General features: G+C 68.4%; 5 protein-coding genes and 1 pseudogene. All 6 read left to right on the forward strand.

Annotation, left to right across the window (positions count from 1 at the left end):
• The first annotated feature begins 433 nt into the window (after positions 1–433).
• The gene (gene lysS, locus AB0D10_RS43395; protein ID WP_360267689.1) at positions 434–2089 is read left to right on the forward strand and encodes a lysine--tRNA ligase; all 1656 of its coding nucleotides are present in this window, start codon (positions 434–436) and stop codon (positions 2087–2089) included.
• A 127-nt stretch (positions 2090–2216) separates the two neighbouring features.
• Positions 2217–3200, forward strand: coding sequence for an aminoglycoside phosphotransferase family protein (locus AB0D10_RS43400; RefSeq protein WP_360267692.1), 984 nt, complete (start codon positions 2217–2219; stop codon positions 3198–3200).
• A gap of 652 nt (positions 3201–3852) precedes the next feature.
• Positions 3853–5559 carry a proline--tRNA ligase gene (locus AB0D10_RS43405; protein ID WP_360267695.1) on the forward strand — a complete coding sequence of 569 codons (1707 nt, stop codon included), beginning with the start codon at positions 3853–3855 and terminating at the stop codon, positions 5557–5559.
• A gap of 233 nt (positions 5560–5792) precedes the next feature.
• Complete coding sequence (locus AB0D10_RS43410; protein ID WP_218197563.1) at positions 5793–6776, forward strand: aminoglycoside phosphotransferase family protein; 984 nt, start codon at positions 5793–5795, stop codon at positions 6774–6776.
• Between the two features lie 75 nt (positions 6777–6851).
• Positions 6852–7100, forward strand: a complete 249-nt coding sequence (locus tag AB0D10_RS43415; protein ID WP_360267698.1) for a hypothetical protein — start codon at positions 6852–6854, stop codon at positions 7098–7100.
• Between the two features lie 56 nt (positions 7101–7156).
• A pseudogene (locus tag AB0D10_RS43420) lies at positions 7157–7534 on the forward strand (transposase); the annotation flags it as partial.
• Positions 7535–7615 lie beyond the last annotated feature (81 nt).

Below are 7615 nucleotides of genomic sequence, written 5' to 3' on the forward strand. Positions count from 1 at the left end.
TCCTTGATCGGACGGCCGGGGAGCGCGACGGCGGCTGTGACAGGAGACGCGGAGCCAGAGGCCCTCAGCCCGGCGGCCGACGGTCGAACCGGAGGTACCGAAGACGGACGACCCGGAACAGACGAGACCGAGGAAGCCAGCGGCCATGGCGTGCGCGTACTCCAAGCGGCGCCGGGTTTCGCCATCCGGCCGAGAGGACATCGAGCACCTCCTTGAGTCGGTCTTCTGAAATCGAGCGGCCGAGAGCTGTCGCGGCATCGTCCCAGTGCGCGTGGCTGCTGGTCGAGGTGTTGCGCGAACTCGTCCCCCCTGCTGTCGCCTTGCAGCCGATGCGGCCCGAGGCTTTCACTGCCTGCCGCGGCGCGATCCCAACCAGATCCAACCACCTCTACTCTAAACGTACCTGAACAACCATCAGCTGGAGGGTCTTGACGTGGGCGTGAAGCAGAGCGATTGGGTGGCCGTAGCTGCGGACCAGGTGATCGCCGAGGGAAAACGCCGTGGCGGGGCTCCGCTGGTGTGCGCATCCGGGGTCAGCCCGTCCGGCCCGATCCATCTTGGGAACCTGCGCGAGATCATGGTGCCGCACTTCGTCGCGGACGAGATTCGCCGCCGAGGTGTGGAGTGCCGGCACCTACTGTCCTGGGACGACTATGACCGGCTCCGGAAGGTGCCGGCCGGCGTCCCGGCCAGCTTCTCCGAGCACATCGGCCGACCGCTGACTGCGGTGCCCGATCCCTGCGGTGAGCACGAGAACTGGGCGGAGCATTTCAAGGCGCCGCTCCGTTCGGCCTTGGCTCAGCTGGGTGTCGAGGTTGACGAGATCAGCCAGACGCGGATGTATACGTCGGGGGCCTACCGTGAGCAGATCGTGCACGCGATGCGTCATCGGCAGCAGATCGACGGTGTCCTCGGCCGGTACCGGACGAAGAAGGCCGAGGTGGAGGTGGAGCAGGACGAGGAGGACCTGGCCGCCGCCAGCGTGGGGGGTTACTACCCATATCGGCCGTACTGCGAGGTCTGCGAGCGGGACTCCACCGTAGTCATCAGCTTCGACGACGCCAGTACGCAGATGCGGTACCGGTGCGACTGCAGCCACGAGGGCGGTTTCGCATTGTCCGAGACGGATGGCGGGAAGCTGGTCTGGAAGGTGGACTGGCCGATGCGCTGGGCTTTCGAGGGCGTGACCTTCGAGGCCGGCGGCGTCGACCACTCCTCTCCGGGCTCGTCGTTCACCGTCGGGTCGCAGCTGGTGCGCGAGGTCTTCGACGGGCTCCCGCCGTCGTACCTCGGGTACAGCTTCGTGGGGATCAGCGGCATGGCGAAGATGTCTTCGTCGAAGGGTGGTGTCCCCACCCCGATCGACATCTTGGAGGTTCTGGAGCCCGCGGTGCTGCGGTGGCTCTATAACCGGCGCCAGCCGAGGCAGTCGTTCCAGGTCTCGCTGGACCAGGAGATCCTGCGGCTCTACGACGAGTGGGACGCGCTCGGACGAAAGGCGGCCGTTGGGACGGCGACGGACCTTGAGGTGGCCGTCCGGGCCCGCTCGATCGGTCCGGCGGCTGGGCCGCTGCCAGCCACGCCCAAGCCGCTGCCGTTCCGCACGCTGGCCTCGGTGGCGGACGTGGCGGCCGGCGACCCTGAGCAGACGCTGCGCATCCTGCAGGACTTCACCGTCGAGGAGCCGCTCGCGAGCCTGGACGAGGCTCAGCCTCGGCTGGACCTTGCGCAGGCGTGGGTGACCACCTACGTCCCGGCCGAGGACCGCACGCAGGTGCGTGTGGAACCGGATCGGGAGCGGCTGGAGCAACTGCCTCCGGCCCAGCGGGAGGCGTTGAAGCTCCTGCTGGACGGCCTGGACGCACACTGGTCGCTCGATGGGCTGACGTCGCTGGTGTACGGCGTGCCGAAGATCCAGTCGGGGCTGCCGCTGGACGCTCCGGCGTCGCCGGAGCTGAAGGTGGCCCAGCGGGAGCTGTTCGTGCTGTTGTACGAGCTGCTGGTCGGCCGGGACACCGGCCCGCGGCTTCCCACCCTGCTGCTGGCGCTCGGGGCGGATCGGATTCGGTCGCTGCTGGCCGTCGCTTAGGCCCGGCGGCAGCGGACGGTGGCTGCCAGCCGTGTCGCTGAAGCCCGAGGTCGGGCCGGAGCGTGCTGCTCCGGCCCGACCCTCGGCGTTGGGTCAGGCCACTGATTCAGAAGTTCAAGGGAACCGCATGGAATTTCTACCGATCGAGCGCGCTGCTGAGGCGTTCCAGCAACCGGTGACCGCCGACGAGATCCGGGCGGTCTGCCTGCGGGTTTTCGGTGCCGACGCACTGTCCGCCAGAGAGTTGGGCTCGGGCATGTACAACAACACCTACCGCGTAGCCGTGACCGGACACGAACGGCCGGTGATCCTCCGGGTCGCTCCGGAGCCGGGTCGGCAGTTCCGCTCCGAGCTGCAGTTGATGCGCAACGAGTACGCCAGCGTGCCATGGTTCACGGCAATTGCGCCTCTCATGCCGCGCGTCATTGCCGCAGATTGGTCGCACGAGGTGATCGGCCGGGACTACATGGTCCAGACTCATCTTGACGGCGTACCCGCCCCCGAAGGTCTCGGTAGGTACTCCCGCACGAGCTGGCCGAGCTTCTTCCGGCAGCTGGGCTCGATCGCGCGGAAGATCCACGGGGTGCGCGGTCCGCACTTCGGTCCTATCGCCGGCCCGGCATACTCCACATGGAGCGCGGCCGTGGCGGCTTCTTTGGAGGACATCACTGCCGATCTCGACGCTGTCGGCCTGGACTCCGCTGATCTGCGCAAGGTAGCCGAAGTAGCGCGCCAGCACCGTGCAGTTCTCGACGAGATCACCGAGCCACGCTGTCTCTCGGGTGACCTGTGGACCGTCAATGTGATGCTCGCCGAGAGCGCACCCGAACCGTTGATCTCCGGAGTCCTCGATCTGGACCGCACCTGGTGGGGTGATCCTGCTGCGGACTGGACGATCCGCATGGCGCTGGCGAAGGCGGACGAGCGGGAGGCGTTCTGGGAAAGCTACGGCCCCCAGGACCGTTCCCCTGCCGCGGTGCTGCGCTCGCGAATCTACGAGGCCCGTCACATCGGTGCCATCCGCCTGGAGCGGCATCGGCTGGGAAACGTTGACACGGTGCCGCAGACGTACGAGCTGATGCAGAACGTACTCGACCGGCTTCAGGCGTGAGTCGCAGCGTCGCGCTGCCGAGAGGTCTCGCGGCTCGGCACCGTGCGAACGGCCGCATCGGGCGCGCGCGCTGCCGGGGCTTGTCGCAACCTCCGGCCGGCGCCTGCAGCAGACCGAGACACTCACGGCCGCGACAACGGGGCTGACGGGCCACGCCGAACGTCGACTGACCGACATGCGGACCGCATTGTTGAGATCAGCTGCAAGCGGCACGACGGCGGTTACCGCAGCCGAACCGACTGGTACGCAGCCGCACAGGCGGCAGCGCACGGCCGGCGGTTCTTCGTCTCCGAGACGACAGTCGTAGCCGTTGGGCAACGGACATGAGCTCCTCCGGCCCGCTGCCACGGACGCGTCATCGGCGAGCTGCGGACAGCACCGGCGTGCGCTCCTCCGGCCAAGCCGTTGGCCGCTGACGCGGCCCCAGTCCGTCGGCCGTCGACGGAGCGGTCGCTACTCAGCGCGTCGTCCTGTGCTGCGGCCATCGGTCTCCGTTCACATCGTGACGCGCGAGTCCAACTCAGCCCGTGGCATCGGAAAATAGACCGATCCCGGCATGGCTCCGCCACTAGAATCCGTTCCCCGTCGTGGTGTCGGCGTGAGCGCCGCCGCGACACTCCGCAGCTTCACCGAGAGGACGGTCCCCGGTCCCATGCGATGGTCCCAGCTGTACGTGCCCACTCTCCGGGAGGACCCGGCGGACGCGGATGCGGTGAGTCACCGCCTGCTGGTGAGAGGAGGGTTCGTCCGGCAGCTCATGGCGGGCCACTACTCCCTGCTGCCGCTGGCCGTGCGCGTCCGCGCCAAGATCACGGACATCATCCGCGAGGAGATGACCGCGATCGGCGCCCAGGAGTTCATCCTGCCCGCCCTGCACCCCGCGGAAATCTGGCAGCGCAGTGGCCGCTGGGAGGTGATGGGCGAGGAGATGTTCCGGCTCAAGGACCGCAAGGGCGCGGACCTGGCGCTCGGCATGACGCACGAGGAGATCTTCACCGTCCTGTCGCAGGAACTGCGCTCCTACCGGGACCTGCCGCAGATGTGGTACCAGTTCCAGACCAAGTTCCGCGACGAGGCCCGCCCGAAGAGCGGCCTGCTGCGGGTTCGCGAGTTCACAATGAAGGACTCGTACAGCTTCGACATCGAGGCCGCCGGCCTGGACCGCTCCTTCGACCTTCACAAGGCCGCCTACGAGCGGATCTTCGCCCGCCTCGGTCTGCCCGCCATCGCCGTCCAGGCGTCCAGCGGCAGCATGGGCGGCAGCGCGTCGGTGGAGTTCATGAGCCCCTCGGAGGCCGGCGAGGACCTGGTGGTCCGCTGCCCGGGCTGCGACTACGCCGCCAACACCGAGAAGGCGACCTCCGCCCTGCCCGCCGTGGTGGACGGCCCGGGTCTGGATGCCCCGGGGCGGTTCGACACTCCCAACGCGCGCACCATCGAGGAACTGTCCCGCCTGCACGACGTGCCGGCCGAGCGGCAGATCAAGACGCTGGTGTACATGGTTGACGACCAGCTGACCCTCGTCCTGCTCCGTGGCGACCACAACCTGGTCGAGCAGAAGCTCATCGACACCCTCGCCGCCACGGCGGTGCGGCCCGCGACTGCCGAGGAGATCCAGGCGGCGCTCGGTGCCTCCCCCGGCAGCCTGGGCGCGGTCGGCGTCGCCGGGCTGCCCGTCCTCGCGGACGAGGCGTTGCGCGGCCGTACCGACATGACCACCGGCGCCAACACCGACGGCGCCCACCTGCGCGGTGTGTCGGTCGAGCGGGACATCGCGGTGCAGCGGTGGGCGGACCTGCGCGAGGTGGCCGCCGGCGAGCCCTGCCCGCAGTGCGGTACGGCGCTGGAGGTGGTCGTCACGATCGAGGTGGGCCACATCTTCAAGCTCGGCCGCAAGTACACCGAGACACTTGGCGTCTCCGTGCTCGGTGCAGACGGCGAGCGCGTCGTCCCGATCATGGGCAGCTACGGGATTGGCGTGGAGCGGGCTTTGGCCTCCATCGTGGAGACGCACCACGACGACAAGGGCATCATCTGGCCGGTCGCGGTCGCCCCGTTCGAGGTGGCCGTTGTCGTCCTCAGCACCACCGACGAGAAGGTGACCGAGGCCGCCGAGACCCTGTACCGGCAGTTGTCGAGCGAGCGGGTCGACGTACTGCTGGACGATCGCAACGAGCGGCCCGGCGTGAAGTTCCGCGACGTCGAGCTGATCGGGATCCCCTACCGGATCACGGTCGGCGCCCGCGGCCTGGCCGACGGCACGGTCGAGGTCACCACCCGGGCCACCGGCGAGACCCAGTCCGTGCCGGTGGCCGAGGCGGTCGAGCACGTCCGCCAGCTCCTGATCGCCGCGCCGTAGATGTCTCTCGACGACCTGGATTGGACCAGCGTTGTCGAAGGCCACAGCTGCACGTGCTAGCCGACAGCCACCGCCCTGTCGGCTGGCCGGGCTCCGGTGCCCGGCTGTGAAAGCGAGTGCGCCGAACGGCCAGCCGCCAGCCGAGGCACGTCAGCCTGATGGCAACTCAAATCGCTTACACGGAAGTGGAATCTCGTTGGCGAGATGGCCTGTTAGACCGGCAGCATGGTGCCATGCCGACCACCATCTCGCCGAAGCCGAACTACAGCGCCACAGCGGTCCGCCCCAGTTGGGCCGAACTGCCTGCCCGTATCAAGGAGCTGGTCGAGGGTCGGCTTGGCGGCGCGGTCGTTCCGCGGCCGAGCGCGGGGAGCGGGTTCACCTCCGGTTTCGCTGCCGAAGTACTCGGGCCCGATGGGCCGCAATTCGTGAAAGCCGCCAACAGCTCCACCGCCCCGTACGTCGCAGACTGCTACCGGCGGGAAGCTCTGATCAACCAGGCGCTACCAGCAGCTGTGCCAGCGCCCCGCGTTCGCTGGATCGAGGAGGCTGAAGGCTGGGTGGTCCTGGGGCTCGACGCCGTTGAAGGCGCGCGGATGCCCGCAGATCCCTGGCGTCCGGCAGAGCTGGTCGCGGTCCTCGACGCTTGTGCGGCGAGCGCGCAAGCGCTGGCGCGCCCGACGCGATCCCTCCTCGAGCTGGGCCTGAAACCCGTTGCCGACGACTCGACGTTCGAGAACTGGCGCCTACTCACCGCCGGTATGACCAGGATGGACGAGCTGCCGGAGTGGTTTCCCCGGGAGCTGATCGACCCGCTCGCCGACCTCGAGAGCAACTGCGCCGCGGCCGCAGCCGGCAATTCCGTGCTCCATCTCGACCTGCGGCGGGACAACGTGGTCCTCGGCCCCGGCGGCCGAGCATGGATCTGCGACTGGAACTGGCCATGCCTCGGACCGAGCTGGTTCGACCTCACGCTGCTATTGGCCACCGCCCACGCCGACGGCCACGATGCGTCTCAACTGTTCGCCGAGCACCCAACCGCCCAAGACGTCGACCCCGAGCAGTTGGATGCCGTACTCGCGGCGCTCACTGGGCACTTCTTGCGCTCGGGCGCGCAGCCCCCGCCGCCTGGCAGCCCAGCACTGCGGCAGCACCAGGCATGGTGCGGAGAAGTCATGCTGCGCTGGCTGACGGAGCGGCGCCACTGGCAGGTCTGACGGGACGTGTCGGCCAACTAGTACTCCAGTGTGACTTCGCGATCATGTCGGTCGCCCGGTCTACCCTGGCTGACCATGGGCTATGACGTGCACATCACGCGGTGTGTGAACTGGTGGGCCGAAGAAGGCCAGGGCATCAGCACGGCGGAATGGGAAGCGGTGGTCGCTGGTGATCCCGGCCTCGCGATGGCCCCGATGTGGTGGACCGCAGGCCGGATCGTGTCCAAGAACCCGAGCGATGCGGTGATCGCGATGATGTGCCAGGTGGCGAAGGGTCTGGACGCGCGGGTTCAGGGCGACGACGGCGAGTACTACGACGCCTGACGCGTGCGGCCACCGCGAGATGATCAAGGGTTGTGTCGACTCTTGAAGATCGTGCGATGGCCGCGAGCCATAGCGTAGACCCTGCCCGATGGCGGGCGTTGTTCGACCAGGCCGTGGCCCGGATCGCGGGCCGGTTCGGGCGGGTGGAACCTCGCGCCACCGCCCGCGCCTATCTGCTCGGGTTGTTGTCCGGTGCCGAGCGCAAGAACTGCTGGCAGCTCGCGGAGCACGCAGGTCAGGCCCGTCCAGGGCCGATGCAGCGGCTGTTGCGGACTGCCCGCTGGGATGTGGCCGCGGTGCGCGACGAGGTCCGCCGCTACGTCCTGGACCACCTCGGCGCCGGTGACGGTGTTCTGGTCGTGGACGAGACCGGATTTCTGAAGAAGGGCCGCGGTTCGGCGGGCGTCCAGCGGCAGTACACCGGCACCGCCGGGGCTTGTATCTGAATAACTGTCAGAGTTGACCTGCTTCGTGGACTTCGTCGGGCAGGTGGGCTCGGAGCTGTTCCAGGGTGC

This window comes from Kitasatospora sp. NPDC048545, from assembly GCF_040651155.1.
GTDB lineage: Bacteria > Actinomycetota > Actinomycetes > Streptomycetales > Streptomycetaceae > Kitasatospora.

Coding starts and splice junctions, on each gene's coding strand:
- AB0D10_RS43400 (WP_360267692.1), top strand. CDS start 2,217: ATGGAATTTCTACCGATCGAGCGCGCTGCTGAGGCGTTCCAGCAACCG.
- AB0D10_RS43405 (WP_360267695.1), top strand. CDS start 3,853: ATGCGATGGTCCCAGCTGTACGTGCCCACTCTCCGGGAGGACCCGGCG.
- AB0D10_RS43410 (WP_218197563.1), top strand. CDS start 5,793: ATGCCGACCACCATCTCGCCGAAGCCGAACTACAGCGCCACAGCGGTC.
- AB0D10_RS43415 (WP_360267698.1), top strand. CDS start 6,852: ATGGGCTATGACGTGCACATCACGCGGTGTGTGAACTGGTGGGCCGAA.